Raw genomic sequence first — 24,360 nt, forward strand, 5'->3', positions numbered from 1 at the left:
AGCATGGTAGGCGTCGACCGCTACCGATCACCGGCCCACATTGCGCGGGTCATCTCGTACTCGACCTCGCCCCACTCCGCGCCGGGCAGCGGGTCGTCCCAGGTGGGGAACCAGGTGCGCACGTACCGCATGCCGATCGCCTCCATGACGCCGCGCGACCCCCGGTTCACCGCCATGGTCTGCGCGATCACCCGGTGCTGTCCGACGGTCTCGAAGGCGTGCCGCAGCAGGGTCCGGGACGCCTCGCTGGCCAGGCCCCGCCGCCAACAGCGGCGCAGTAGGCGGTATCCCAGGTCGCAGACGGCCGGGTCGGCGGGCTGATCGGGGCCGTGCGCCGGCGGCAGCATCATGAGCCCGACGAACTCGCCGTCGCACTCGCGCTCCGGCGCGGCCGGGCCCGCCTCGAACGCCGCCCAGTAGCCCAGGCCGTCGACCTGCCCGGCCAGCGCCATCCGCTGCGAGTGCGAGGCCACCACCTCGGATCTGGTCCGCGCCCGGCCCCAGATGTAGCGCAGCACCTCCGGATCGGAGTCGAGCTCGACCTCCAGGTCGAGGTGCCGGTCGTCCAGCGGGATCAGCAGCAGCCGGTCGGTGCGCAGAATCGGTTGGGGCACCCCGCCAGTCTTACCTTCCCAACCTAAGTCGAGTTATGTAGAGTTTCGGAATGCCGAGGACCCCTCACGCCTCGCCGCAGACGTTGCGGCTGTTCGAGGCGCTGCTCACCGACCCGACCCGCCACCGATACGGCTACGACCTGAGCCGCGAGACCGGCCTGGCGTCCGGCACCCTCTACCCGATCCTCATGCGGCTCGCCGCGCAGCACCTGCTCGACGCCGGCTGGGAGCCCTCCGATGAGCCCGGCCGCCCGCCGCGGCACACCTACCGGCTCACCGCCGACGGCATCGCCCTGGCCCGGGAGCGCCTGGCCGCCGCGGCGGGCAAGGCCCGGCCCGCCACGTTCACGCCGAGGGAGGCCTGATGCGGCGGGTCACCCGGGCGGTCCTGACCGCCGCGGTGCGGGGACGGCGGGACCGGGGCGGTCCCTGGGGCGAGGCGGTCCTGGCCGAATTCGATCAGACTTCCGGCCGGTGGGAGGCGCTGCGCTGGGCGGCGGGCGGCCTCCGGGCCGTCTGGCACGAGCGCCGGGCGGGGACGGCGGTACGCATATCGCTACCGCGCCTCATCATGGCGACGGCGGTCGTCGGGCTGGTCGCGGCGTTCGTGATCAACCAGTTCGCGCTGTCCGCGCGGTACATGGCCAGCGGCTCGATGGAGCCGACCCTGCCGGTCGCCGGCCGCTTCCTGCTGGACAAGGCGAGCTTCCGGGTGACCGGACTCGAGCGCGGTGACATCGTCGAGTTCGCCATGCCGAGGGCGTCCGGCCGGCACGCGGTCAAGCGGGTCATCGGGCTGCCGGGCGACACCGTCGCCTGCCGGGACGGCGTGGTCTACGTCGACGGCGCGCCGCTCGACGAGCCGTACCTGCAGGCCGGAGCCGGCACGTACGACTGCGGCGCGCCCGTCCTGGTGCCGCCCGGCGAGCTGTTCGTGCTCGGCGACCACCGCGAGGTCTCCCAGGACTCCCGCCACTGGGGCCCGGTCCCGCAGTCCGCAGTGGAGGGCCGCCTGCTGACGACGTTCAGCCTGCCCATCTGACCCCGGCGGCATGGTTGGATGCGGATCATGACTCGCACGACGCCACCGCGTCCGCTGGATGTGGTCTCGCTCTTTCCCGAGCTGGCGGACCGGGCCAGGACCGCCACCCGCCTGCATCCGCGCCCCGGCGCGCCGACCGTGCACGACAGCTCGGTCGGCGGGCCGCTGCTCTGGCCGGCCGGCGAGGACTGGCCGGTCTGCGCCGGTACGCACCGGCCGTACGAGCTGACGACCCTGCGGGACGTCCGAACCCGCCGGCGCATCCTCGCGGAGGCCTGGCGGCGGCCCCGGCCGCCGCGGACGAACCTGCTCACCCCGGACGAGCAGGCGGAGATCGACCGGATCGGTGCCGGTCACGACCTCGCGCTGCTGCCGGCGGAGCCGCTGCCGCTCATCCCGCTGGCACAGCTCTACGCCCGCGACGTACCCGACCTGCCCCGTGTCGACGGCAGCGACCTGTTGCAGGTGCTGTGGTGCCCGTTCGACGAGGTCATGGATTCCGGTTCGGAGGTTCGGCTGCGGTGGCGCCGGTCGGGCACCGTGACCGACGTGCTGGCGAACCCGCCGGAGCCCGCCTACGTCGGCAGCGGCGACTACGTGCCGGAACCCTGCGTCCTGCATCCGGAGCGGGTCGTCGAGTATCCCGCCTACCACGACCTGCCCGAGGAGCTGGCGGAACGCGTCATCGCCCGGGAGCTGCTCGCGTCCACGGCGCGCTACCAGGGCAACCTTTCGGTCGCGCCGGGCTGGAAGGTCGGTGGCTGGGCCGCCTTCTTCACGTTCCGCGATCCGGCCGGCCCCGACGAGCTGCGGTGCTGCGGCGCCCCGCTGGAGCCGCTGCTCACCATCGGTGACGAATGGGACCCCGACAGCGTCACCTGGCGCCCCGCCACCGACGACGACTCGACCGGGAACAACCCGACCCAGGTGGTCGTCGGCCGTGGGTACACGCTTCAGATCTACCGGTGCACCGCCTCGCCCGCGCACGCACCGGTCGCCATCATGCAGTAGGGCGATCGGGTAGGTGACAGCGCCGGACGGCCGTGCGGCAGATGATGGCCTGGAGGCACATCGTCCGGGAGGCAGCCGGTGATCACCGTTGGCACGTGGAACCTGGAGAACCTGTTCTGGCCCGACACCGAGTTCGGGCCCGACGACAAGACCGTCTACGACCGCAAGCTGGCCGCACTCGCCGCGACCATCAACGAGGCCGCGCCGGACGTGCTCGGCCTGCAGGAGGTCGGGCGGCCGGAGGCCCTCGCCGACCTCGTCGCCCTGCTGGACGGGGACTGGCACACGGCGCTGTCCACCCACTTCGAGCCGCACCGCCCGATCCGCGTCGGCGTGATCTCCCGGCACCCGCTGCGCGTGGTGACGGACACCGCGACGTTCGCGCCGCAGCTGCGCCCGGTGCAGGGCGGCGACAACCCGCAGAAGACGGTCTCCGGCATGGGGCGCGGCGTCCTCGGCGTCGACGTCGAACTGCCCGGCGGGCCGGGCGTGACCATGCTGGTCTGCCACCTGAAGTCGAAGCTGCTGTCGTTCCCCGGGCCCAACGGCACCAGCCGGTTCTGGCCGCGCAACGAGGCCGAGCGGGCCCGCTACGCCGCGTACGCCCTCTACCGGCGTGCGGCGGAGGCGGTGACCGTCCGCGTCGCCGTCGACGACCTGCTCCACGACGCGGCCGAACGGCGCGTGGTCCTGGTCGGCGACCTCAACGACGAGCCGCCGGCCGCGACGACCCAGATCCTGTACGGCCCGCCCGGCTCGCAGTTCGAGACGCCCGGCTTCGGCCGGCCGGACCGGGGCGACGCCACCAGGCTGTGGAACCTCGCACCGCTGATCCCGGCGGAGACCCGGTTCACCCGCGTGTACGAGGGCAAGCCGGAGCTGATCGACCACGTCCTGGTCAACCACGCCCTGCTCGACAAGGTGCGCGAGGTCCGCACCGTCACCGACCGCAGGCTCCCCTCGATCGGCGACGACCCGGCGGAACGCCGCAAGGCGCCCGACTCCGACCACGCCCCGATCTTCGCCGGCCTCGACATCTAGGCCGAAATTCGATGGACGCCCGGACCGGCCGCGGACAGGGTTGCTCCCATGCGACAGGAGGAGATCTGGGACGCCGAGGCCGCCGAGCGCTATGACACGACGGAGACCGGCATGTTCGCGCCGCAGGTGCTGGAGCCGGCCGTCGACCGCCTGGCCGAGCTCGCCGCCGGGGGACCGGCGCTGGAGTTCGCCATCGGGACCGGCCGCGTCGCGATACCCCTGGCCGGCCGCGGCGTGAGCGTCACCGGCATCGAGCTGTCCCGGCCGATGCTCGGCCGGCTGCGCGAGAAGGCCGACGAGGCGACCATCCCGGTCCTGGTCGGCGACATGGCCACCACGGTCGCGCCGGGCGAATACACCCTCGTCTACCTCGTCTACAACACGATCGCGAACCTGCTGACCCAGTCCGAACAGGTCGCCTGCTTCCGCAACGCCGCGCGCCACCTCGGGCCCGGCGGCCGATTCGTGATCGAGCTGTGGGTACCGGAACTGCGCCGCCTGCCGCCCGGGTCGCCGGCGCTGGTCTTCGCGTCCGAGCCCGGCTACCTCGGCCTGGACACCTACGACCCGCTGCGCCAGCACGTGGTGTCACACCATTTCCGGTTCGGCGACGGCCGGCAGGCCCGGCTCGGCCGCACCCCGCACCGCTACATCTGGCCGGCCGAGCTCGACCTCATGGCCCAGCTCGCCGGCCTCGAGCTGGAGAGCCGGCACGCCGACTGGCGCGGCGCCGAGTTCACCGCCGAGTCGCCGTCGCATGTATCCGTCTATCGCAAACCCTGAGCCCGGGCGCTAGGGTTCCGGCCCATGATCTCCATCAAGCCCTGGCACCTGGCCGCCCTCGTGATCTGTCTGCTCGGCGTCGCCGTCTTCGTCGCGGTGACCCGGCGCCGGTAGCAGTCCACAGACATCGATATCGGCCTATAGTTCGGGCATGGGCACCCGTTATCGGCGGCTCGTCGCCGCAGTCCTGCTCACCTTGGCCGCCGCCGTGATCATGCCCGCACACCCCGCTGCCGCCGGAACCCCCGCGGACCACCCCGAGTTCCCCTACCCGGCGACCTCCTACAACGAGGCGTTCCGCGGGCAGTTCCACTTCAGCTCGCGCGGCGGCTGGATGAACGACCCCAACGGCTCGTTCTGGTACCGCGGCCAGTACCACCTCTTCTACCAGCACAACCCGCACGGGCTCGCCTGGGACACCATGCACTGGGGGCACGCCACCAGCCCGGACCTGGTGCACTGGACGCAGAAGCCGATCGCCCTCGAGCCGGGCGTGCACGCCGGCGACCTCTGGTCCGGCAACGGCGTGGTGGACACCGCCAACGTGACCGGCCTCAAGAGCGGCGCGGACGACCCGATCCTGGTCTTCTCCGGCACCGACGGCGCCACGATCCACTACAGCCTGGACGGCGCGAAGACCTTCCAGACGTACGGCGGCGGCCGCAAGGTGGCCGTACCGGCCGGCACCAGCCGGGACCCGAAGGTGTTCTGGCACGAGCCGTCGCGGCGCTGGGTGATGGTGATGTGGTCGGACGGCGGCGGCAACGGCGCCGACTTCTACACCTCGACCGACCTGCTGAACTGGACCTGGCGCAGCCGGTACGCGGCCGGCTGGTTCTTCGAGTGCCCGGACATGTTCCAGCTGCCCGTCGACGGCAACGCGGCCGACCGGCGTTGGGTACTGACCGACGCGAGCGGCGAGTACGTGACCGGCGACTTCGACGGCACCACGTTCCTGCCGCGGACCGCGGTGCGGCGGATGGACCACGGCGCCAACGACGCGGGCGGCACGTTCTACGCGGGGCAGACCTTCCTCGGCGATCCCCGCGGCCGGGTGGTGCAGACGGCGTGGCAGCCGGCCTCGCGCGGCAGCGTCTGGAGCGGCAACCTGACGTTCCCGGCGGAGCTGGCGCTGCGGACCGGCGCCGACGGGGTGAGCCTCACCCGCAACCCGATCGACGAACTGGCGTCGCTGCGCTCCGGCACCGTGACCGTCGCCGACCGCACGGTGACGCCGACGGCGCCGGTGTCGCCGGCCACCGCGGACACCTACGAGGTGACCGCCGTGTTCGACGTGGCCTCGGCCACCGCGACGCGCTTCGGGCTGCGCCTGCACACCCGCGCGGACGGCACCTACGACCGCGCCGTCGCCTACGACCGCGCGGCCCGCACGCTGTACGGCGCGCCCCTGGCGCCGGTGAACGGCCGGGTGACCATGCGGGTCCTCGTCGACCGCGGGCAGCTGGAGGTGTTCGGAAACAACGGCGCGGTCTCGATCAGCGACGTGGTCCGCTTCGACTCCGCCGCCGGCAGCCAGGGCCTGCAGGCGTACGCCGAGGGCGGCTCGGTGCGGCTGGTCTCGCTGCGGTTCGACCGGCTGGGCTCGGCGTGGGGCGCCGGTGAGCCGACCCTGGGCGGCAACCTCGCCGGCTCGTGGGCGGCCGCCGGCGGAACCTGGACCGACGTGGCCGGCGGCAAGCAGGGCACCGCGACCGGCGACGGCTTCTACCTGAACTCGACGGTCGCGGGCGACGGCACCTACGAGGCGGACGTCCGGCTGCGCGACGCCGCCGCGGCGGGCCTGACGTTCCGGGAGCGCTACACCGCCAACGTGGACGCGGCCGGCCTGGTCAAGCTGTGGCGTCCGGGACGCGACATCGCCACGTACCCGACGCCGATCGCCCGCGACCGCACCTACCACCTGAGGGTGGTCGCGACCGGGCCGCGCCTGCGGGTCTACCTGGACCACGGCACCACGCCGGTGATCGACGCCGAGGACGGCACTTACGCCACCGGCCGCGCCGGCGCGAACGTCTTCGCCGGCACCGCGGTGATCGGCAACGTCACCCGCGACGCGGCCGGCTTCGCCACCAACCTGGCCGGCCCGTGGCAGCCGGTCGGCGGCACGTGGACCGCGCCCGGCGACGGCGTACGCGCACAGGCCGCCGGCGACGCGTTCCTGCTGAGCGCCACGACCGGCACCGACTTCACCTACGAGGCCGACGTGCGCCCGGTGAACGGCGTCGCCGCCGCGCTGACCTTCCGGGCGACCGCCGACGCGTCGCAGCACTACACGGCCAACGTCGACACCTCGGGCGTGGTCAAGCTGTGGCGCCCCGGCCGCGACATCGCGGTACGCGCGACGCCGATCGTGCCGGGCCGCACCTACCACCTGACGGTCATCGCCACCGGCTCACGCCTGCGCGTCCTGCTCGACGGCGCCCAGCTGATCGACGCCGTCGACGCGACCTACACCACCGGCCGCTTCGGCCTCAACGCCTACGCCGGCACCGCCACCTTCCAGAACGCCCGGACCGGCCCGCCGGCGCTTTGAGCCTCCCGAGGGTCAGCACGCTGATCGACCACGGCGCCGATCAGCGCCTGGCATAACGCCCACCGTCGCAGAAATCGGCCGGGGCCGGGTCGCTAAACTGCCCCGACCCGTCCGGCACGCACGAACTCGAATTGGCGACGCATGTCCCTCTACGGCACCCAGCGCCTGCAGGAACTCCGCATGATCGTCACCGGTGGCGGCACCGGCGGGCACACCTACCCGGCCCTGACCACCATCTCCACCCTCCAGGCGCGGCTCGGCGAGACCGGGGCAAGACCCGAGCTGCTCTGGGTCGGCGTCGCCAACGGCCTGGAAGCCACGATCGCCGCACGCAACAACATCCCCTTCAAGGCGATCACCACCGGTAAGCTGCGCCGCTCACCCAACCCGCGCGAGCTGGCCCGCAACCTCGCCGACGCCTTCCGCATCCCCTTCGGCGTCGTCCAGGCCGCCGTTACCGTGGCTCGTACCCGGCCCTCGGTCGTGCTGAGCACCGGCGGCTACGTCTCAGTCCCGATCGGCCTCGCCGCCCGCCTGTTCCGGGTGCCGTACCTGATGCATGAGCAGACGCTCAGCCTTGGTCTGGCCAACCGGATCCTCGCCCGCGTAGCCACCCGCATCCTGCTCAGCCACGAGGCGTCCCTGAACCACCTTCCCGCCTCGGCCCGCCGCCGTGCGATCGTCACCGGCAATCCCGTCCGGCCCGCGGTCCTGCAGGGCAATTCCGCGAAGGGGCTCGCCGCGTACGACCTCGACCCCGGCGTCCCACTGGTGCTGGTCACCGGCGGCGCCTCCGGCGCCCAACAGATCAACCGGATACTCGCCGGTACCCTGCCCGGCCTGCTGCCTCACTGCCAGATCGTCCACCAGTGCGGCAGCCTCAACCATGCCGAGATGCAGCAAGCGGCGCGCGAGCTACCCCCGCAACTGGCACACCGTTACCGCGTCATCGACTTCATCCACGAGGAACTGCCCGACCTGCTCGCCGCGGCGGCCGTCGTCGTGGCCCGCAGCGGTGCCGGCACCGTCGCCGAACTCACCGCCCTCGGCAAGGCATCGATCCTTATCCCATACCCGGTCTCCGCCGGCGACGAGCAGCGCATCACCGCCCGCCACCTCGCCGATCAGGGCGCAGCCGCCATGCTCGACGGGGACCAAGCCACCCCCGAGCAGCTCTACGCCACCATCACCAGTCTGCTGACCGACCACCACCGCCGCGCCGCGATGTCACAGGCAGCCGCCGCTCACGGTCGGCCGGACGCCGCTGCAAGGGTTGTCACTGAGATCCTCACGATCGCCGGCCACGGTCGAGGGACGGCAGGACCGGCGGGCTGATCTCCGATCGTTCGGCCGCGTCAGTACGTCTGGACCGGCGCCGCCGGACTCCGGTGACCCGGCCTCAGGCGGGATCGACCGTCTTCACCATGACGCAGTTCTTCAGGCCTTTGGGTCGGTCGTAGGTGAAACCGAGCCGCTCGTAGAGGCTACGGGTGCCGTTGTAGAGGAAGGACGACGACATCTTCCTGGTCTGGTCGGTGAGGTCGTGGGGATAGCTCTCGACCCGCCCGCCGCCGGCCCGCGCGATCAGGTCCAGCGCACCGGTGATCGCCAGCTCCGTCACTCCCCGTCGCCGGTGGCGCTTGTCGACGAAGACGCAGGTGATCCGGTAGTCGGGGTCGGCGGTCTTGGTGGCCTCGTACTCCTTGTGGTGGTGGATGGAGGGCAGCTCGACCGGGGTGCCGTACTCGGCCCAGGCGATGGCCTCGTCGCCGTCCATCACCAGGGCGGCGTGCGCCCTGCCCTGCTCGACGTAGGCCTTCTTCAGTGCCCGGTTGGCCTCCGCGCCCTGGCCGCGCTCGGGCCCGTCGGGATGGAACCAGATGCACCAGCAGCCCCCGAAGATGCCGTTGTGCCGCTGCACCAGCGCATCGAAGGCGGACCAGGTCCCGGGGCTGAGCGGCGCGATGGTGTACGACGACTCGCCGGCCACGCGGTTCACTCCTTCTTCGCGGCGGCCGCGTCGACGCAGACGATTCCCTTGTTGCCGTCCTGGTCGGCGATCACCGTGAGCGAGGGGGCGCCGCTGTCGTCGACGACGGTCCCACCCGCGGCGACGGCGGCGGCGATCCGTTGCTCGGCCACCTCGGGCGCGACATAGACCTCGACGTGGAACCGCTGGCCCGGGGCCGCGTGCTCGTCGGCGTCGCCGAACCACAGGTTCGGCACCCGGCCCGTGGCATCCCGGATCTCGTCGCCGGGTGTGCCGCGGCCCTGTGCCTCGGCGCTCCCGGTCAGCAGGGCGGCCCACACCGGGGCGATGGTCGCGGAGCGCGCCGTGTCGAGGCCGAGCTCGATCACGCTGACCGAGGCCGGGTCGGCGGAGACGTGGTGACCGGCGGCGATCTCGGTGATCCGCCGCGCGAGGTCGACGTCCTGCTGGGTCACCCACTCGACGAGGTGTTCGGTGCCCTCGTCGTCGCGGTAGACGGCGTCGTCGGTGACCAGCCTGAGGTCGACGTACCCGTTGCCGATCGACACGCGCGGGTGGTGGCCGAGTGCGTCGCCCGCCTCGCCCACCGCGGCGACGAACCGGGCGCCGGCGCCGAAGTCGTCGATCAGGTAGCGGGCATGCAGTCCCTGGGCCAGCTTGCGCCAGTCGGCCAGGCCGGCCTCGGCGATCCGTTCACCCCTCAGCATGTCCATGGACCGTCACCCTAGCCCTGAATCGGCCGTCGCCCCAGGTGCGCGAGCAGCAGCGGGTGCAGCTCGTCGGGTACCCGCAGCGGCAGCAGGTGGTCGGCGGGGGAGAGGGTGACCAGCCGGGCGCCGGGAATGCCCCGCTCGTACCGGCGGCCGATGTCGGTGACCGGCTCGACGTCGCGGTCGCCCAGGACGATCAGCGTCGGCACGGCGATCTCGCCCAGCCGCGGCTCGGCGGCGGGCTCCTCGACCTCCTCCTCGTCCTGCATGAACCAGTCGGCCTGGTCGAGGAGCACCGCGGCGGCCGCGTCGTCCTCGCGCGGCAGCCCGGCCGCGTCGAACGACATCGGTCCCCACAGCCGCAGGATCTCCAGCGCCAGGCCGGCGGCGTCGCCGCGTTCCCAGGCGGCCACCCGGTCGTCCCGGCCGGGCAGGTCCGGCCAGTCGTAGCCGGACATCCCGGGCGCGACCAGCGCCAGCGACCGGATCCGCCCGGGGTGGGCCAGCGCGACGTCGACGCCGATCGCGCCGCCCTGCGACAGCCCGACCCAGTGCGCCGACTCCACGCCGACCGCGGCGAGCACGTCGAGCGCGTCGGCGACCATCGAGTGCGGGCCGGTGGGGCGGGGCGACAGGCCGAAGCCCGGCTGGTCGTACCGGATCACCCGGTGGCCCGCCGCGAGCAGGACGGGAACGGCGGCGTCCCAGACCCGGCGGTCCGTCACACCGGCGTGCGCCAGCACGACCGGCTCGCCCTGTCCCTGATCCTCGATGTGCATCGTCGTAGTCATCGCGATGCACGTTAGCCGAGGGAAGGCCGCGGCCCGCGGCCACCGCCCGGCTGTCAACCTGGAACGTCGCAGGTTACCCGCCTCAGGCCCGCTGGAATAGAAACATGGTGCTGGTCGCAGGACGGAGATCCAGCACACCTACGGGGAAAAGGGGACACCGACCATGTCACAGAATCCAACCTCGACGGACGGCCGCAGGCGTCGCCGGCAGGGCACCGTGGCGCTTGCCGCCACGCTGTTCGTCGCCATCGCCGGCCTGGCCGGTTCCACCGCGCCGGCGGCGGCCGCCTCGGTGCGGGCCGAGGCGCCGGTGGCCGTCGCCGCGCCGGCGGCCGGCTACACCGCGGCGCAGAAGAAGGCGCTGCAGGCCGAGGTCGCCAAGCACCTCAACGACTACGGCCGCGGAACCCAGGTCGGCGTCAACGAGATCTCCTGGGACGGCGGCAGCACGATCCTCACCCTGCCGCTGCCGGGCGAGACGAAGGCGCGCGCCGCGAGCGAGGCGGTGGCCGCGCTGGGTACGGCGAACTGCGCGTTCGAGTACGCCTGCCTGTGGTCGGAGACCAACTTCAACGGCTCCAGGCTCTCGCGCACGGTCTGCGACACGATCACGCTGGCCGCCCCGTACAACAGCAGCACGGCATCGATCCACAACAACCAGACGAGCGGCACGGAGTCGTACATCACGAACTCGTCGCGTCAGATCCTGAATTCGACCCTGGCGCCGAGCCGGGTCAACGACACCGGTGTCGGGTCGCGCAGCGCCGCTCGGTACTGGAAGGTCTGCTGATCCTCAGCTCGACAACGAGGCGCCCCCACCCCCGTGGGGGCGCCTTCCCGCGGTCTATTGACCGGATTCACCGCGTTCGTCCCGGGTGACTTGTTGTGTTGGTGGCCACGAAAGCGTAGTGAATCCGTCATTCTGCGTTAGGCCAACGTAGCGTTGGGCGTTGCCCCGGGCGGGCCGCGACGCCGCACGCCTGGTTGACGCCGACCCGCGAGGTGAAGATGGTGCACGCCCGGTGACCGTGACGACGACTGATCTGCGCCTGGTAGAGCTCCCTCCCATCGCCCTCCCGTCGGCGGGCCCGGCGGTGTTCCGCTCCTCCTGGACCCCGGTCCGCCGCACCCTGGTCGACATCCTCGACGAGACCGTGCGCGCGCACCCCGGCGCCGCCGCCCTCGACGACGGCGCGACCGTGCTGACGTACCGGGAGCTGGCCGGCCGGGTCGAGGCCGTCGCGGCCTCCCTCGCCGGGCACGGGATCGGCGCCGGCGACCGGGTCGGCGTCCGGATCTCCTCCGGTACGGCCGAGCTGTACCTCGCGATCCTCGGCGTGCTCGCGGCCGGCGCGGCGTACGTCCCGGTCGACGCGGACGATCCCGAGGAGCGCGCCGAGCTCGTCTTCGCCGAGGCGGGCGTCTGCGCGGTGCTCGGCGACGGCCTGGCCGTCTCGCCGCGCCGCGCGCCCGGCGGCCGCACCGGCCGGCCGGGCCCGGCCGACGACGCCTGGATCATCTTCACCTCCGGCTCGACCGGCACCCCGAAGGGCGTCGCCGTCAGCCACGGCTCGGCGGCCGCGTTCGTCGACGCCGAGGCGGGGCTGTTCCTGGCCGGCGGCGACGTCGACCCGATCGGCCCGCGGGACCGGGTCCTGGCCGGCCTGTCGGTGGCGTTCGACGCGTCCTGCGAGGAGATGTGGCTGGCCTGGCGGCACGGCGCCTGCCTGGTGCCCGCCGAGCGGTCGCTCGTGCGCAGCGGCGTCGACCTGGGCCCGTGGCTGGCCGGGCAGCGGATCTCCGTGGTGTCCACGGTGCCGACGCTCGCCGCGCTGTGGCCGGTCGAGGCGCTCGACGACATCCGGCTGCTGATCTTCGGCGGCGAGGCCTGCCCGCCGGAGCTCGCGGAGCGGCTGGCGGTGCCGGGGCGCGAGGTCTGGAACACCTACGGGCCGACCGAGGCGACCGTGGTCGCCTGCGCCGCGCGGATGACCGGAGAGCCCCCGGTGCGGATCGGGCTGCCGCTCGCCGGCTGGCAGCTCGCGGTGGTCGACGCGGCGGGCGAGCCCGTCTCGATGGGCGAGACCGGCGAGCTGGTGATCGGCGGGATCGGGCTCGCGCGCTACCTGGACGCGGAGAAGGACGCCGAGAAGTTCGCGGCGCTGCCCGCGCTCGGCTGGCGGCGGGCGTACCGCAGCGGAGACATCGTCCGGGCCGAGCCGGAAGGGCTGCTGTTCGTCGGCCGCGGCGACGAGCAGGTCAAGCTCGGCGGGCGCCGGATCGAGCTGGGCGAGGTCGACGCCGCGCTGCAGGCCCTGCCGGGCGTCGCCGGCGCGGCCGCCGCGGTGCGGCGCACCGCCGCGGGCAACCAGCTCCTGGTCGGGTACGTGGTGCCGGGCGAGGGCGCCGAGTTCGACGCCGCGGCGGCGGCGCTGCGGATCCGCGAGCAGCTGCCGGCCGCGCTCGTGCCGCTGCTGGCGGTGGTGGACGCGCTGCCGACCCGCACCTCCGGCAAGGTGGACCGGGCCGCGCTGCCCTGGCCGCTGGTCACCGGGCCGGACGTGGCGGCCGAGCTGACCGCCACCGAGGACTGGCTCGCCGGCGGCTGGGAGGAGATCCTCGGGGTGCGCCCCGCCGCGGCGGACGCCGACTTCTTCAGCAGCGGCGGCGGCAGCCTGACGGCGGCGCAGCTGGTGGCGTGGATCCGGTCCCGGCATCCGCGGGTGTCGGTCGCCGACATCTACCTGCACCCGAGCCTGTCGCGGCTCGCGGCCGTGCTCGACGCGCTCGACACCACGGCGGCGGTCCGCCGCGAGGTCCGGCCGACGCCGCAGCGGGCCGGGCTGGCGCAGGGCGTGCTCCTGCTGCCGATGCTCGCGCTGGTCGGCCTCCGCTGGCTGACCGTCCTGGCCGCGCTGGGCAACGTGCTGTCCCTGTTCGTCGCGGCGCCGTGGGCGCCGGCCGTGTCCTGGTGGTGGGTGGCGCTGGGCTGGGCGCTGCTGTTCAGCCCGCTCGGCCGGATCGGCCTGGCGGCCGGCGGTGCGCGGCTGCTGCTGCGCGGCGTGCGCCCGGGCGGCTACCCGCGCGGCGGCGGCGTGCACCTGCGGCTGTGGGCCGCGGAGCGGCTCGCCGAGGTGACCGGGGCGACCGGGGTCGCCGGCGCCTCCTGGATGACCGTCTACGCCCGGGCGCTCGGCGCCGAGGTCGGCCCGGACGTCGACCTGCACTCCGCGCCGCCGGTCACCGGCCTGCTCAAGCTCGGCCGCGGCGCGGCGATCGAGCCGGAGGTCGACCTGGCCGGCCACTGGGTCGACGGCGACGTCGTGCGGGTCGGCCGGGTACGCGTCGGCGCGGGCGCCCGGGTCGGCTCCCGCAGCACCCTGCTGCCCGGCGCCCGGATCGGCAAGGGCGCGCGGATCGCCGCCGGCTCGACCGTGGCCGGCACCGTGCCGGCGAACCAGCGCTGGTCCGGCTCGCCGGCGGCGCCCGCCGCGAAGGACCCGGCCGGGTGGCCCGCGCAGCGTCCACCGCGGTCGCGGCTGCGCTCGCGCTTCTGGACCGCCGCGTACGGGGCGACCGCCCAGCTGATCGGGCTGCTGCCGGTGGCGGCCGCCCTGCCCGCGATCGCCCTGCTCGGCGCCGTGCTGGCCGCCCGGCCGACGCTCGCCGCGGTGGCGGCCGCCGTCGCCGCCGCGACCGTCGTCTACCTGGTCGGCTACGCGCTGCTGGTGCTCGTCGCGGTCCGGGCGCTCAGCGTCGGCCTGCGCGCCGGCTTCCACCCGGTGCGGGGCCGGCTGGCGTGGCAGGTCTGGGCCACCGAGCGGCTGATGGGCATGGCCCGGGTCGGGCTGTTCCCGCTCTACGCCAGCCTCTTCACGCCGGTGTGGCTGCGGCTGCTCGGCGCCCGGGTCGGCCGCGGCGTCGAGGCGTCGACGGTGCTCGCGCTCCCGGCGATGACCACCGTCGACGACGGCGCGTTCCTGGCCGACGACACGATGGTCGCCACCTACGAGCTGAGCCACGGCTGGCTGCGGGTCGCTCCGGCCCGGATCGGCAAGCAGGCGTTCCTCGGCAACTCCGGGATGACGGCGCCCGGCCGGTCGGTGCCCAAGCGCGGCCTCGTCGGTGTGCTGTCCTCCACGCCGCGCAAGGCCAAGAAGGGCTCGTCGTGGCTCGGCGCGCCGCCGATGCCGCTGCGCCGCACGGTGGAGTCGGCCGACACCGGCCGCACCTACGACCCGCCGCTGCGGCTGAAGCTGGCCCGCGCGGCGATCGAACTTTGCCGTATCGTGCCGGTGATGTTCACCGCCGCCCTCGCCGTCAGCGTGCTCGCCGCGCTGTCGTTCGCGTGGCAGGTCGCCGGCGCCGTGGCGGCCGCGCTGGCCGCCGGCCCGGTGATGCTCGCCGCGGCGATCGCCGCCGCCGCCGTCGCGACGGCCGCGAAGTGGCTGCTGGTCGGCCGGTTCAGAGTCGCCGATCGCGCGCTGTGGACCTCCTTCGTGTGGCGCAACGAGCTCGCCGACACGTTCGTCGAGGTGCTCGCCGCGCCGTGGCTGATCCGCTTCGCGAGCGGCACGCCGCTGCTCACCGCGTGGCTGCGCACGCTCGGCGCGAAGATCGGCCGGGGCGTGTGGCTGGAGACCTACTGGCTGCCCGAGTACGACCTGGTCCGGCTCGGCGACGGTGCCACGGTCAACCGCGGTTGTGTGGTGCAGACCCACCTGTTCCATGATCGTGTGATGAGCATGGACGAGGTGACCCTCGGCGCGGGAGCCGCGCTCGGCCCGCACGGCATCGTGCTGCCCGGCGCGAGCATCGGCGCGCGGACCACGGTCGGGCCCGGCTCGCTGGTGACCCGCGGCGACGTCGTGCCCGCCGACAGCCGGTGGCTCGGCAACCCGATCGCGACCTGGCCGGCCCCGGCCGCCCGCCGGGCATGATCCGGAAGGTACCGGGCGCCCGCGGAGCCTGGCCCGGTGCCGACCGCTCGACCGACCCGTACCTTCCGCAGCACGGCAACGGCGGCTACCAGGTCGCGCACTACGACCTCGACCTGGACTACCGGGTCGTGTCCAACCGCCTCGCCGGCCGGGCGACCGTCACCGCGGTCGCCCTGCAGCCGCTGTCGCGCTTCTCCCTCGACCTGGGCCGCTTCCGAATCCAGGACGTCCGGGTGGACGGGCGCCCGGCGAAGTACACGCACCGGCCGGACAAGCTGCACATCCGCCCCGAACGCCCGATCTTCGCCGGCGACACGTTCCGGGTCGACGTCCGCTACGCGGGCAAGCCGGTGCCCGTCTCCGGCCGGTGGGGCGACATCGGGTGGGAGGAGCTCACCGACGGCGCGCTGGTCGCCAGCCAGCCGAACGGCTCGCCGTCGTGGTTCCCCTGCAACGACCGGCCCGGCGACAAGGCCGCCTTCCGGGTGGCGATCACCACGTCGTCGCCGTACGCCGTGCTGGTCACCGGTGACCTCGTGTCGCAGCGCCGCGGCGCGGGCAGCACCACCTGGGTCTACGAGCGCCTCGAGCCCACCGCGCCCTACCTCATGAGCGTCCAGATCGGACGCTACGAGCTGGTCGAGCTCGCCGCGGGCGGGGTGCCGCAGCGCGCCGCGATCCCGCGCGCCGTACGCGCCGCGTTCGCGCACGACTTCGGCCGGCACGGCGAGATCATGGCGGTGCTCCAGCGGCTCTTCGGGCCGTACCCGTTCAGCGAGTACGTCGTCGTGGTCGCCGACGACGACCTCGACGATCCGGTCGAGGCGCAGGGCATGGCGGTCTTCGGCCGCAACCACGTCGACGGCCGCCGCACGCACGAGCGGCTCGTCGTGCACGAGCTGGCGCACCAGTGGTTCGGCAACAGCCTCACGGTCGCGGACTGGCGGCACATCTGGCTCAACGAGGGCTTCGCCACCTACGCCGAATGGCTGTGGTCCGGCGTCTGCGGCGACCTGCCGACCGACACCCTCGCGGCACAGTGGCACGCCCGCGTCGCCGCCCGCCCGCGGGACGTCATCATCGCGAACCCCGGCGTGGACCGCTTGTTCGACCCGCTGGTCTACAAGCGCGGCGCGCTCACCCTGCACGCCCTGCGCAAGCGGGTCGGCGACGAGTCGTTCTTCACGCTGCTGCGCGCCTGGGTCGCGGACCACCGCCACGCGACAGTGACGACCGAGCAGTTCCGCGCGCACGCGCAGCACTACGCCCGGGAGCCACTGGACGACCTGTTCGCCGAGTGGCTGGACAAGCCGATGCTTCCCCCTCTCCCACGCTGACCACCCCCTATCCTTTTCCCGTACGGGTGCGGCGAAGTCCACACCGCACCGCGCGGCCGGTCTGCCCGCACCGGGCCGTTACGCGGCCGCCGGGCTGAACAGCGTGGCTCCGGACGAGCCCGCTGGAAGACCCACTCTCGCGCGGTGCCACGCATCCGACGGCCCGACGCTGCGCCCGGGACCTTTCAACCTGGCCTCGGGCCAGAGGTATCCGGGCCGTCGACCTCCGCCGGGAGTCGCCGCCCGGTCCACGCTGAAAGGCTCAATCTGTTGAATGTGCCCGTGCTGCGGCGAGTGGGCTTCTTCCGCGAGTTCTATCCCGGCCATCCCTACCTTCCATTTATGCGTGACAACATGAGGACGCGGTCGGAGGCCAGAATCGTTCGGTAGCTGAGGGCCGGGCACCTGCTCTCCGCGGTCATGGAAGGCATGACGGACTACTTCGATGCAACGCCGTTCGAGGGCGGATCGGGATGCTCGTCATTCCTTACGGACGGGGCGTGGGTGTGGCGCCGTGACCTGGCTCATTACGTCGAGTGCTATCACGTCGGGTTGCCGGACGAGTTCATCCGGCATCTGGTGGAGTCCGGGTTCGAGGTGCCGGACCTGTCGCCGCGGGAACTCGCCGCGCTGACCGCGGCCGAGGAGGAAGCCCTCGGCAGCGACTGGTGGGTCAGCCCCTGACCGGCGAAATGCCGGGCGGCGGGCTTCAGTAGCGGCCGGTATCGACGTGGTGCAGGACGAGGATGGCCTGCACGATCGCGGTGACGCAGCTTGGCCAGGACCTTCCACGGCTTCAGGGTGGCGATCGCGCGTTTCCGCGGGCGCAGATCTTCGCGTGGGCGCGGTTCACGGCCTTCGGCCGGCGTGACAGCTAGTACGGCAGCCGCCAATCGAGATCATGGCTGGAGGTCGAGCAACGAAGAGCCGAGCCGGTCTCGACCGGATCCGGGCTTGGGCTGCGATCCAGCGAGAAGAACCTAGGAGAGCAGGGGCTCCAGGAACGTGGCATCCCTTTTCTCGGTGTTGCTGAGCACCACGATGCGGCGGCCCCGTTCCGGGATGTTCGCCGCGAACGCGGTGAAGCCCGCGTTCTGGCCGTCGTGGTGCCACCACCGCCGGCCGTCGACCTCGCCGACGAAGACGCCGTAGCCGTAGCCGCTCGCTTTCGGGCCGAGGTCGGTCCGCGCTCGTTCCGTCAGCATCAGCGTGCGATGCGGCTCGCCGAGCAGGCGGCCGTCTTGGAGGGCATCGAGCCAGGCCAGCACGTCTCTCGCCGTCGACCAGACATCACCGGCACCCATGCCGACCACGTCTAGTTCCCAGGTCGGCATCGGCCTACCGGCGGCGTCATGGCCCTGCGCCAGGTCCGGATGCCCGTCGGGCGAGCCCGCGAAGGTCCGGGTCAGCCCAAGTGGGCCGAAGATCCGGTCATCCAGGAAGATCCGGTACGGGGTTCCGGTGGCCCGTTCGACGACGTGGGCCAGCAGCACGTACGCCGGGCTGCTGTAACTCCAGCCCGTGCCCGGTGCGTATCGGAGAGGCACGCGATGGAACGTTTCCAGGAGTTCGCCGGGCTCGACCCACTCGCTCAGATTGATCATCGGGTAGTCGTCCCAGTGGCCGAGGCCGGACGTGTGGGTGAGCAGGTGATGCAGCGTGATGCCCCGCCACTGCTTTGGGCAGCCGTCGAGCCGATGTCCGATCGTGTCGTCGAGGGTGAGCGTGCCGTCGTTGGCGAGCAGCAGCACGGCGGCCGCGGTGAACTGCTTGCTGACCGAGGCCAGCTGATACCGCGCCTGCGTGGCATCGTCCACGATGAAATCGTCGCCCTGCCGCACCAGAATATCGGTCCGCACCATGGCGCCACCCTAATTGGTAGGGCAACCACCCGTTTTGGATCATGGTCAGGGCTGGTGGACGCGAGACGGCCACCACGTGATCGTCTGTATGTTGTGGACAAACATTCGAGTCTTGCGGTGGCCTCTGGTCACAGCGTAGACGCCGCCGGATGGCGGCATGTTCTGGACCAGGTACTCGGCGCGTTTGCGGGCCGATTCGCCCGGGTGGAAACGCGGCGTGCAGCGGCAGCGTTCATGACCGGACTGCTGGCCGATCTTGAGGTGAAGACGAGTCGGCAGCTCGCGGAACATGCCGGACACGCCCGCCCGGATGCGATGCAGCGGCTGCTGTATCGAGCGGTGTGGGACGCGGACGCCGTCCGCAACGACGTGCGAGCCCTGGTCGTGCAGAGCCTCGGTGATCCCGATGGCGTCCTGATCCCGGACGAGACCGGGGACCTAAAGAAAGGCACCCACACGGTCGGGGTCCAACGCCAATACACCGACACCGCCGGACGAATCGAGAACGCCCAGGTCGCCGTGTTCATGACCTACGCCGGCCGGCGCGGGCACACCCTGATCGACCGCCGCCTCTACCTACCGGTGTCCTGGACCGACGACCCGGACCGGATGCGTGCTGCTGGTGTCCCGGACCAGATCGGATTCCGCAAGCGCTGGGAACTGGCCACGGACATGATCACCGCAGCCCTCGACGCCGGCGTGCCGGCCCGCTGGGTCGCCGCGGACGAGGCCTACGGCAACAGCAGCACCTACCGAGCACGGCTACGAGAACTGGGACTCGGCTATGTCCTGGCGGTCTCGTGCGACCACCTGGTCCCACTCGGCGGCGGCAAGACCCGCCGCCGCGCCGATCACATCGCCGCAGCCCTGCCTGCCGCCGCCTGGCAACGCCGCTCAGCGGGCGCCGGGTCTAAAGGTCCGAGACTCTACGACTGGGCATGGCTCGACGAGGTGAGCACCGACGCCGACTGCGGCAACGGCCGGCACAGCATCCTCATCCGCCGGAACAACACCACCGGTGAGCTGGCGTTCTACCGCTGCTGGACCCAGAACCAGTCGGCCTCGCCACGCTGGTCCGCATCGCCGGGATCCGCTGGACGGTCGAGGAGAGCTTTGAGGCCGCGAAAGGCCAGGTCGGTCTCGACCAGCACCAAGTCCGGCGATGGAACTCCTGGCATCGCTTCACGACCCTCGCTATGGCCGCTCTCGCCGTTCTGGCAACTGCGTCGCCGACAGTCGCGACCTCGACAACCGCCCCGTCCAGCAGACCATGATCGAACTGACCGTCAACGAGATCCGGCGTCTTGTCAACATGTTCCTCATCGAACCCGTTCATGACCTCATCCACCGTTTGCACTGGTCAGGATGGCGACGCCAGCACCAACTCCGCGCCAAACGATCCCACTACACCCGCCGCCTCAACCTCGAACTCCAGACATGATCTCGAACGGCGGCTGCCGTACCAGGACCGGTAGCGGCGCCGCTTGAACGGGGTGCGCAGGCTGCCGCGGGCGCCTTGATAGCCCTTGTCGGCGAAGGTCTTCACGTCTGTCCTGGTCAGCGTGTCAATGATGTCGTGGGTGCGGGCGGGCGGTCAGATCATGGGTTGAGCCGGGAAGAGCTCCCGAGGCCCAGACGAGGCGGCCTGCCGCGTCGGCCCGAGCAGCGCCTGTCGGCCCGGGTTGAGGCGTCGCCATCTGGATCGTTGCTGGTTGCGGTGGTGGCGGATGCGGTCGGCGAGGTGGGCGGCAGGTAGCCCAGCGGCGCCACCTCAACCTCGTCGGTTCCGGGTCCGGCTGGACAACGCGATCGTGGAACGGGCAGACAGCACAGGCGAGGCTCCCGGTAGGGCATCGGGTTTCGGCCGACTGCCGTCCTACCTGGAGCCTCGTCTTCATCGATCTTCGCCTCACCCGGACCCGCCCTGAGCTGCAAGATCAGCTTGAAAAAGGCTCACTGGAGTTCGGTTGTGCGCCCGCCGACCCCCTCGCGCGTGGACCCCGGTTACGGCTTCGCGCCGCCGTTGCGGCAACGGCCTGGCGAAGCGGTCGGGCGGCGGGCTGGTGAGGCGGTCGGGTGATGGGCCGACTGTGCCCAATCCGGTGCCTGCTGAGGACACGCGGGTGCTTTCGGTGCCGGGCTGCCGCCCGGCTGTTGCCGGACCTGGCCGGTGCCGTGCAGTTCAGCCCGGCGGTCGCGCAACGGCCTGGACCACGCACCCGGCCCGCGCCGCGCGGTGTGGACTTCGCCGCACCCGTACAGGAAAAGGTCCTGGTGTCTCCCCTTCTGACGTCTTCGCTTACCTCCGCTGGCGCGGTAGGGGCGGGTAGGGGCGCTCGTCGACGACGTTCTTCATCACGATCGTCGAGGTGAGTCGCCGCACGCCGGGCAGGGTGGCGAGCTTCTCGTCCCGCACGCGCCGGTACGCCTCGGGGCCGGCGGTCGCCACCCGCACCACGTAGTCGGGGTCGCCGAAGAGCCGTTCCGCGTGCCGGACCTCGGCGACGCCGGCGAGGCCACGCTCGAACTGCTCGATCGTCGCGGCGTCCTCGCGGTCCATGGTGACCGAGACCAGCACCTCGAACCCGAGGCCGAGGGCGGCCGGGTCGACGACCGCCCGGTATCCCCGGATGGTGCCGGCGCGCTCCAGCTCGCGCAGCCGCCGGTGCACCGGCGCCGCGCTGAGCCCGACCCGCTGGGCCAGCTCGGTGACGGTGAGCCGGCCGTCCGCCTCCAGCAACGCAATAATATTGCGGTCGATGGCGTCCATGCGCCGAATTCTATCTCTGAGCATCGAGTTCGAGCATTATTTAGCAAAGTACCTGCGTCGATATCGGCATATCGTTCCGGCGTATGGAGTATCTGTTCGACTCCCTTCCGCTGGTGGCGGCGGCGTTCGGAATTCCGCAGTATCTGCCGCAGATCAGGAAACTGCGCCGCACCCGCGACCCCGCCGGGGTCTCCTGGTCCTGGGCCGCCCTCGCCGGCGTCGACAACGCGGCGTGGTTCGCCTACTTCGCGTCGTCGGGCTACTGGACGGCGCTGGTCCCGGCGACGGCGGCGACGCTGCTGGCGACGACGGTCGCCGTCCTGCTGACCGGGCTGGGATGCGCCGCCGCCCGGGCCGCGGCGTTCGTGTGCGCCTGGGCCGGCTTGCTGGCCGGCGCCGCCGCGGTCGCCGGCACCCGGGGGCTCGGCACGCTGCTGGCCGCCGCCTTCGTGGTCCAGGTCCTGCCGTCGATCGTGACCGCTTACCGGACCCGCCGGCCGACGGGCGTCTCGGCCGGCACCTGGCTGCTCACCCTCGGCGAGGTCGGTTGCTGGGCCACCTACGGCCTGTACCGCTCCGACCCCCGCCTGATCGCCCTCGGCGCCACCGGCATCGCTGCGAGCCTACTGATGCTCGCCCGGGTCCGGCTGAGTCGTTCCCGGACGGGCGCGGGCTTTGAATCTTTTCCCGGACGGGTGCAGTGAAGTCCACACTGCACCGCGCGACCGGTCTGCCCGCTCCGGGCCGTTACGCGCCAGCCGGGCTGAACAGCGTGGATCCGTTGCGCTCGGCGGGTGACCCACCCTCGCGCGGGGGTCGCGCGTCCGCCGCGTCCGCTCCGGCGGTGCACCGGAGTCCGGTGCGGCGCCCGCCGGCTCCCGCGCGTGTGGATCCTGAGCACGGCCTCGGGCCGGCGTCCCGGGTGACGTCGAGGCCGGCCTGCGGTGAGGCGGTCTGGTGGGGGCCTGGTGAGGCGGCTGGGGGAGAGGCCGTGCATGATCCGGTGCTTGCTGAGGATGTGCGGGTGCCTGGTGGGCCACCGTCCGGCGGCGTGACGGATCCGACCGCGCATGATTCGGTGTCTGCTGAGGATGTGCGGGTGCTTGGTGGTGGGCTGCTGTCCGGCGGCGTGACGGATCCGACCGGTACCGTGCAGGTCGGCCCGGGCGGTCGCGCAACGGCCCGGACCACGCAGCGGGCCCGCGCCGCGCGGCATGGACTACTGGGGCAGCGCAGGTCTTCAACGGCGTGAATGGGTGCTCGACTCCAACCCGGCAGATCTGTAGTTCAGCCGATCGAGCCACCGAGCGATCGAATTCGCCGGCCTGGCTCTTCGTTGGGAGGCCGGCGCGGTTGTCCTAGATCGATGGCGTCCCGCGCGGCGTGCGCCCGTCGGTTCAGTGGCGAGTGCGGGGGCTCGCGAGGGTGACGGTGCGATCTCGGCGCGGTCGTTATCGGCCGAGTACGGCGCCGCCGTTGAGGCCGATGATCTGCCCGGTGAGGTATCCGGCGTCGGCGGAGGCGATGTAGGTGATGGCGGCCGCGACGTCCGCTGGGGTCCCGGGCCGGCCGACCAGGGTGTCGGCGATCTTGGTGGCTACGAACTCCGGGGTGTCCTGGCCGTGGAAGATGTCGGTGTCCTGGACGTAACCGGGTGCCAGCACGTTCACCGTGATGCCGTCCCTGCCGAGTTGCCGGGCCAGCCCGAGGGCCCATCCATGCAGCGCGGCTTTCGCTGCCGCATACGACCCGGCCGAGTGCCCGCCCGCACCGCCCCGTTGCGCGGCGGCCGAGCTGATCATGATGAGCCGGCCGCCCGGACGGGTCAGCTGGTTCAGCAGCGCGTTCGTGAGCAGGACCGCGGTGAGGAGATTGGTGTCCAGGTCACGGCGCCAGGAAGCGGCCAAGGCGTCGAGCCCCGCACCTTCCGGGGGTGTGATGATCGCGCCCGCGTTGTTGACCAGCACGTCGACGTCGCCGAGCGTCGCGATGTGATCCGCGGCCTGTTGCACCTGCGCCGGATCCGTCAGGTCGGCGCTGAGCGGGACCACCAGGTCCGCCCCGGCCGCCTGGTTGATCTCCTCGCTGGTCTGGCGCAGCAACTCCACCCGCCGCCCGATGATCACCACCCGGTCTCCGTGGCCGGCGAAGGATCGGGCGATCTCTCGGCCGATCCCCGTCGCCCCACCGGAAATGACCGCCAACCGCGCCGAGGTGATCATGTTTGAAACGGTAGCGGACGGTCGTCCGTGCCGCAGACCTGGTTTCCAGCGCCGAATGCCGCTCCGGTACACGACGGTGAGCCCGCCGGTGGTGCGTCGCCGACCGAACGGCCCGCTGCGGCGAACGGCCCGCTGCGGCTGCTCCGGCGGTCCGGTCCAGATCCGGCCGGTGCCGTGCAGGTCGGCCCGGCGGTCGCGCAACGGCCCGGATCACGCAGCAGGCCCGCGCCGCGTGGCGTGGACTTCGCCGCGCCCGTACCGGAAAAGGGTTATCGGTCGGCGCGCAGGATGGCGTCGAGGCGGCCCAGGGCCGGCATGGTCAGTAGCTGTCGCCACGGCTGGAACAGCGGCCTGGGCAGCGTGTCCAGGTTGTACCAGCCGTGGTCGGTGAACTTGTCCGGCTCGTGGACGGCGGGCTCGCCGCCGACCTCGTCGCCGACCATCCACAGCGTCACGCTGTGCCGGCCGTCGCGGGCGAAGACGTCGTTGGTGACCGCGAGTAGCTCCGGGTCGCCGATCGTCAGGCCGGTCTCCTCCAGCAGCTCGCGGCGGGCCGCGTCGGCGAACGACTCGCCGAACTCCAGGTGGCCGCCGGGCAGCGACCACGTGCCCGCGCCGTGTGCGCCGTGCCGGCGGCCCATCAGGAAGGCGCCGTCGCGCACCGCGAACACGGCGACGCCCACCCGGACCGTC

The 24,360-nt window shown here is 72.4% G+C and carries 20 protein-coding genes and 2 pseudogenes; 13 read left to right on the top strand and 9 right to left on the bottom strand.

Translation table 11 applies throughout. The annotated features are described in order from the left end of the window. Positions 1–20: 20 nt before the first annotated feature. A complete protein-coding gene (locus tag ACIBSW_RS20420; RefSeq protein ID WP_354726691.1) occupies positions 21–614 on the bottom strand; it encodes a GNAT family N-acetyltransferase in 594 nt (197 codons plus the stop codon). 50 nt (positions 615–664) lie between these two features. On the opposite strand from ACIBSW_RS20420, the gene ACIBSW_RS20425 reads away from it, so the two are divergent. The 7 genes from ACIBSW_RS20425 (at position 665) to ACIBSW_RS20455 (ending at position 8,380) form a co-directional block, all read left to right on the top strand. Continuing rightward, positions 665–979 (top strand): PadR family transcriptional regulator, encoded by a 315-nt coding sequence (locus tag ACIBSW_RS20425; protein ID WP_354726689.1) that lies wholly within the window; start codon positions 665–667, stop codon positions 977–979. Next, positions 979–1,656 (top strand): signal peptidase I, encoded by a 678-nt coding sequence (gene lepB / locus ACIBSW_RS20430; protein ID WP_354726687.1) that lies wholly within the window; start codon positions 979–981, stop codon positions 1,654–1,656. Before ACIBSW_RS20425 ends, lepB begins: the two co-directional genes overlap by 1 nt. Before the next feature lie 27 nt (positions 1,657–1,683). Continuing rightward, positions 1,684–2,667 carry a hypothetical protein gene (locus tag ACIBSW_RS20435; protein ID WP_354726685.1) on the top strand — a complete coding sequence of 328 codons (984 nt, stop codon included), beginning with the start codon at positions 1,684–1,686 and terminating at the stop codon, positions 2,665–2,667. 78 nt (positions 2,668–2,745) lie between these two features. Beyond that, positions 2,746–3,708: an endonuclease/exonuclease/phosphatase family protein gene (locus tag ACIBSW_RS20440; protein ID WP_354726683.1), complete on the top strand. Its 963-nt coding sequence runs from the start codon at positions 2,746–2,748 to the stop codon at positions 3,706–3,708. A gap of 48 nt (positions 3,709–3,756) precedes the next feature. Beyond that, positions 3,757–4,491 carry a class I SAM-dependent methyltransferase gene (locus ACIBSW_RS20445; protein WP_354726681.1) on the top strand — a complete coding sequence of 245 codons (735 nt, stop codon included), beginning with the start codon at positions 3,757–3,759 and terminating at the stop codon, positions 4,489–4,491. A 151-nt stretch (positions 4,492–4,642) separates the two neighbouring features. Beyond that, entirely contained in the window at positions 4,643–7,045 is a 2,403-nt protein-coding gene (locus ACIBSW_RS20450) for a glycoside hydrolase family 32 protein (RefSeq protein WP_354726679.1), read from the top strand. A gap of 141 nt (positions 7,046–7,186) precedes the next feature. Further along, positions 7,187–8,380 carry a UDP-N-acetylglucosamine--N-acetylmuramyl-(pentapeptide) pyrophosphoryl-undecaprenol N-acetylglucosamine transferase gene (locus tag ACIBSW_RS20455; protein WP_354726677.1) on the top strand — a complete coding sequence of 398 codons (1,194 nt, stop codon included), beginning with the start codon at positions 7,187–7,189 and terminating at the stop codon, positions 8,378–8,380. A gap of 64 nt (positions 8,381–8,444) precedes the next feature. Here ACIBSW_RS20455 and ACIBSW_RS20460 read toward each other — a convergent pair whose 3' ends face one another. Genes ACIBSW_RS20460 through ACIBSW_RS20470 form a run of 3 tightly spaced genes read right to left on the bottom strand, consistent with a single transcriptional unit; the run spans position 8,445 to position 10,536 of the window. Then, positions 8,445–9,035 carry a GNAT family N-acetyltransferase gene (locus ACIBSW_RS20460; protein ID WP_354726675.1) on the bottom strand — a complete coding sequence of 197 codons (591 nt, stop codon included), beginning with the start codon at positions 9,033–9,035 and terminating at the stop codon, positions 8,445–8,447. Between the two features lie 5 nt (positions 9,036–9,040). Then, positions 9,041–9,748: a VOC family protein gene (locus ACIBSW_RS20465; protein WP_354726673.1), complete on the bottom strand. Its 708-nt coding sequence runs from the start codon at positions 9,746–9,748 to the stop codon at positions 9,041–9,043. A gap of 11 nt (positions 9,749–9,759) precedes the next feature. After that, positions 9,760–10,536 carry an alpha/beta fold hydrolase gene (locus tag ACIBSW_RS20470; protein ID WP_354726671.1) on the bottom strand — a complete coding sequence of 259 codons (777 nt, stop codon included), beginning with the start codon at positions 10,534–10,536 and terminating at the stop codon, positions 9,760–9,762. A gap of 163 nt (positions 10,537–10,699) precedes the next feature. Here ACIBSW_RS20470 and ACIBSW_RS20475 point away from each other — a divergent pair, with 163 nt between their 5' ends. From ACIBSW_RS20475 to ACIBSW_RS20490, 4 genes are all read left to right on the top strand, one after another. Then, positions 10,700–11,326, top strand: a complete 627-nt coding sequence (locus tag ACIBSW_RS20475; protein WP_354726669.1) for a hypothetical protein — start codon at positions 10,700–10,702, stop codon at positions 11,324–11,326. A gap of 238 nt (positions 11,327–11,564) precedes the next feature. Further along, complete coding sequence (locus ACIBSW_RS20480; protein WP_404799397.1) at positions 11,565–15,476, top strand: Pls/PosA family non-ribosomal peptide synthetase; 3,912 nt, start codon at positions 11,565–11,567, stop codon at positions 15,474–15,476. After that, positions 15,473–16,813, top strand: coding sequence for a M1 family metallopeptidase (locus ACIBSW_RS20485; RefSeq protein WP_354726665.1), 1,341 nt, complete (start codon positions 15,473–15,475; stop codon positions 16,811–16,813). Before ACIBSW_RS20480 ends, ACIBSW_RS20485 begins: the two co-directional genes overlap by 4 nt. 552 nt (positions 16,814–17,365) lie before the next feature. Continuing rightward, positions 17,366–17,497, top strand: a complete 132-nt coding sequence (locus tag ACIBSW_RS20490) for a hypothetical protein (RefSeq protein WP_404799398.1) — start codon at positions 17,366–17,368, stop codon at positions 17,495–17,497. 296 nt (positions 17,498–17,793) lie between these two features. Here ACIBSW_RS20490 and ACIBSW_RS20495 read toward each other — a convergent pair whose 3' ends face one another. Continuing rightward, entirely contained in the window at positions 17,794–18,675 is an 882-nt protein-coding gene (locus ACIBSW_RS20495; RefSeq protein ID WP_404799399.1) for a serine hydrolase domain-containing protein, read from the bottom strand. A 234-nt stretch (positions 18,676–18,909) separates the two neighbouring features. On the opposite strand from ACIBSW_RS20495, the pseudogene ACIBSW_RS20500 reads away from it, so the two are divergent. Beyond that, positions 18,910–20,116: pseudogene (locus ACIBSW_RS20500) on the top strand (IS701 family transposase). A 27-nt stretch (positions 20,117–20,143) separates the two neighbouring features. Here the strand turns inward: ACIBSW_RS20500 and ACIBSW_RS20505 are convergent. Next, positions 20,144–20,333, bottom strand: a pseudogene (locus tag ACIBSW_RS20505) (transposase family protein); the annotation flags it as partial. Positions 20,334–20,974: 641 nt separating this feature from the next. Then, entirely contained in the window at positions 20,975–21,445 is a 471-nt protein-coding gene (locus ACIBSW_RS20510) for an Lrp/AsnC family transcriptional regulator (RefSeq protein ID WP_354726661.1), read from the bottom strand. An 83-nt stretch (positions 21,446–21,528) separates the two neighbouring features. On the opposite strand from ACIBSW_RS20510, the gene ACIBSW_RS20515 reads away from it, so the two are divergent. After that, entirely contained in the window at positions 21,529–22,149 is a 621-nt protein-coding gene (locus ACIBSW_RS20515) for a hypothetical protein (protein WP_354726659.1), read from the top strand. Positions 22,150–22,896: 747 nt separating this feature from the next. Here the strand turns inward: ACIBSW_RS20515 and ACIBSW_RS20520 are convergent. Both ACIBSW_RS20520 and ACIBSW_RS20525 read right to left on the bottom strand, forming a co-directional pair. Then, complete coding sequence (locus tag ACIBSW_RS20520) at positions 22,897–23,667, bottom strand: SDR family oxidoreductase (protein WP_354726657.1); 771 nt, start codon at positions 23,665–23,667, stop codon at positions 22,897–22,899. Between the two features lie 269 nt (positions 23,668–23,936). After that, positions 23,937–24,350: an NUDIX domain-containing protein gene (locus tag ACIBSW_RS20525; protein WP_354726655.1), complete on the bottom strand. Its 414-nt coding sequence runs from the start codon at positions 24,348–24,350 to the stop codon at positions 23,937–23,939. Positions 24,351–24,360: the final 10 nt, after the last annotated feature.

The organism is Actinoplanes sp. NPDC049668 (assembly GCF_044465445.1).
Taxonomy (GTDB): domain Bacteria; phylum Actinomycetota; class Actinomycetes; order Mycobacteriales; family Micromonosporaceae; genus Actinoplanes.

Bases quoted from the DNA above. Each gene is read 5' to 3' on its own strand.
- ACIBSW_RS20455 (WP_354726677.1), top strand. From the start codon at position 7,187: ATGTCCCTCTACGGCACCCAGCGCCTGCAGGAACTCCGCATGATCGTC.
- ACIBSW_RS20520 (WP_354726657.1), bottom strand. From the start codon at position 23,667: ATGATCACCTCGGCGCGGTTGGCGGTCATTTCCGGTGGGGCGACGGGG.
- ACIBSW_RS20475 (WP_354726669.1), top strand. From the start codon at position 10,700: ATGTCACAGAATCCAACCTCGACGGACGGCCGCAGGCGTCGCCGGCAG.
- lepB (WP_354726687.1), top strand. From the start codon at position 979: ATGCGGCGGGTCACCCGGGCGGTCCTGACCGCCGCGGTGCGGGGACGG.
- ACIBSW_RS20450 (WP_354726679.1), top strand. From the start codon at position 4,643: ATGGGCACCCGTTATCGGCGGCTCGTCGCCGCAGTCCTGCTCACCTTG.
- ACIBSW_RS20510 (WP_354726661.1), bottom strand. From the start codon at position 21,445: ATGGACGCCATCGACCGCAATATTATTGCGTTGCTGGAGGCGGACGGC.
- ACIBSW_RS20465 (WP_354726673.1), bottom strand. From the start codon at position 9,748: ATGGACATGCTGAGGGGTGAACGGATCGCCGAGGCCGGCCTGGCCGAC.
- ACIBSW_RS20515 (WP_354726659.1), top strand. From the start codon at position 21,529: ATGGAGTATCTGTTCGACTCCCTTCCGCTGGTGGCGGCGGCGTTCGGA.
- ACIBSW_RS20445 (WP_354726681.1), top strand. From the start codon at position 3,757: ATGCGACAGGAGGAGATCTGGGACGCCGAGGCCGCCGAGCGCTATGAC.
- ACIBSW_RS20425 (WP_354726689.1), top strand. From the start codon at position 665: ATGCCGAGGACCCCTCACGCCTCGCCGCAGACGTTGCGGCTGTTCGAG.
- ACIBSW_RS20495 (WP_404799399.1), bottom strand. From the start codon at position 18,675: ATGGTGCGGACCGATATTCTGGTGCGGCAGGGCGACGATTTCATCGTG.
- ACIBSW_RS20470 (WP_354726671.1), bottom strand. From the start codon at position 10,536: ATGACTACGACGATGCACATCGAGGATCAGGGACAGGGCGAGCCGGTC.
- ACIBSW_RS20435 (WP_354726685.1), top strand. From the start codon at position 1,684: ATGACTCGCACGACGCCACCGCGTCCGCTGGATGTGGTCTCGCTCTTT.
- ACIBSW_RS20485 (WP_354726665.1), top strand. From the start codon at position 15,473: ATGATCCGGAAGGTACCGGGCGCCCGCGGAGCCTGGCCCGGTGCCGAC.